Source organism: Endozoicomonas sp. ONNA2 (genome assembly GCF_024606365.1).
Lineage (GTDB): Bacteria > Pseudomonadota > Gammaproteobacteria > Pseudomonadales > Endozoicomonadaceae > Endozoicomonas.
On the sequence record NZ_JAHHPO010001185.1, the window covers coordinates 1 to 1,800 of the forward strand.

Annotated in this window: 2 protein-coding genes; both read left to right on the forward strand. The window is 50.8% G+C overall.

What is annotated here, in order from left to right:
* Positions 1-160 precede the first annotated feature (160 nt).
* Positions 161-1,108 carry a curved DNA-binding protein gene (gene cbpA / locus KDK14_RS20885; protein ID WP_257267173.1) on the forward strand — a complete coding sequence of 316 codons (948 nt, stop codon included), beginning with the start codon at positions 161-163 and terminating at the stop codon, positions 1,106-1,108.
* On the forward strand, positions 1,105-1,410 hold the full coding sequence (locus KDK14_RS20890; RefSeq protein ID WP_257267174.1) for a chaperone modulator CbpM: 306 nt from the start codon (positions 1,105-1,107) through the stop codon (positions 1,408-1,410). The genes cbpA and KDK14_RS20890 overlap by 4 nt, the downstream gene beginning before the upstream one ends.
* Positions 1,411-1,800 lie beyond the last annotated feature (390 nt).

Below are 1,800 nucleotides of genomic sequence, written 5' to 3' on the forward strand. Positions count from 1 at the left end.
TCCTCAATTTTCTGCCATCCTCGCTACGGGCGCTATTCTCGGACAGCCTCCCGGGACAGCCCGTTCAGAACATCGATAACCTCTCCCAAGTCCCTCTTTGGTCTATAGTGTGCTCACGACGTTATCATTCTGCCTTTCGCAATCCCCTTCTGGATGCACTATGGAATTCAAAGACTACTACAAGATTCTGGGTGTAGAGCCTGATGCTGATAACAAGGCCATAAAAAATGCCTACCGAAAGCTGGCCAGGAAGTATCACCCGGATGTCAGTGATCACCATGATGCTGAAAATCAGTTCAAGGAGGTTGCTGAAGCCTATGAAGTACTGAAAGACGACGCAAAACGTGCGCAATACGACGAAATTCGTCAGTACGGTGGGTCTCAACAAGGTTTTCAACCACCTCCGGGCTGGGAACCTTTCGGGTCCGGGAGCGACAGTGGACACCATTTCCAGGGGGATTTTTCAGACTTCTTCTCGTCTATCTTTGGCAGTGGCCCTGACGCCAGTCATTTTGGACGACGAAGGACGTATAGCCGGCGAGGACAGGATATCGAAACAGAGATGCCTGTTTTTCTTGAAGATACCCTCAGTGATGAGCGCAAAACCATTTCCTGCAGCCTGCCCCATTATGATGAGCGAGGGTACGTGACCGAGGTGACTAAAACCCTCAAGGTAAAAATTCCCCCCGGCGTAACCGATGGTGAGCTGATCCGGCTGAAAGGTCAGGGCAGCCCGGGCATCGGGGATGGTGGCAATGGCGATCTGTATTTGCGCATCAGGCTGGTCCCCCATCCACTGTTCGATGTGGAAGGACATAACCTGATGATCACCCTTCCCCTCGCGCCCTGGGAGGCAGCGCTGGGCACTAAAGTGACGCTGCCAACGCTGTCTGGCAAGATTAATCTGACCATTCCGCCAAATAGTCAGAGTGGTCAGCGCTTACGGGTAAAAGGCAAGGGTCTGCCCGGTAAAAAGATACAGGGTGACCTTTACGCGGTGCTGAAAATTGTTATGCCCAAAAACAACGACAACGTTAAAACGCATTGGCACCAGCTGGCAGAACTGGCCCCCTTTGATCCCCGAGCCGAATGGAGTGAAGCCTCATGACCGATACACCGACCACCTGCCTGAGTTTCACTGAAGTCTGTCTACAAACCGGTGTAGCAGAAGAGACCATCATCGAAATTATCGAGCAGGGGATTGTAGAACCCATGGGCACTTCACCCGTTGAATGGCGATTCAGCCCGGCCATGGTGCTGATGACCCGAAAAGCGGTACGCCTTCATCAGGACCTTGATGTGGACTGGCCGGGTATCGCGCTGGCTATTGAGTTACTGGAACGACTGGATCAGCTTCGGCAAGAGAACCGTCACCTCAAACGGCGTTTGAGCCGCTTTATCGGTGGTTAGGGACTGATCCAGCAAAGAAAAAACCTTGCCACAGATTCCCGGAGAAAGGAAAAAACCTTAGCCCCCCAGGGAAGCGCGGGGAGTACAGCAAAACTCCCATAAAGCGGCAAAGGACAAGCGAGATAGGGAGTACTTTTATGAAATATCCGGGTTAGTCGTGGCAAAAAAACGTGAATATGCTTTTCCGGATGACTGACACAGTCATGCATGTCGGACACATTATCCTGATGATTGCATTCGTGTCTTTTCAGAATTTGTATCGTGGTAAATTACCTATCCTTCGTATGAACGGTTGCGTGTCTTAGCATATTTTGTTTTGTGATAAATCCTTTGCCACCAGGGCGACAGAATCGGTCGAACGATCATCCCGATAATAGGATATTTAGCTAT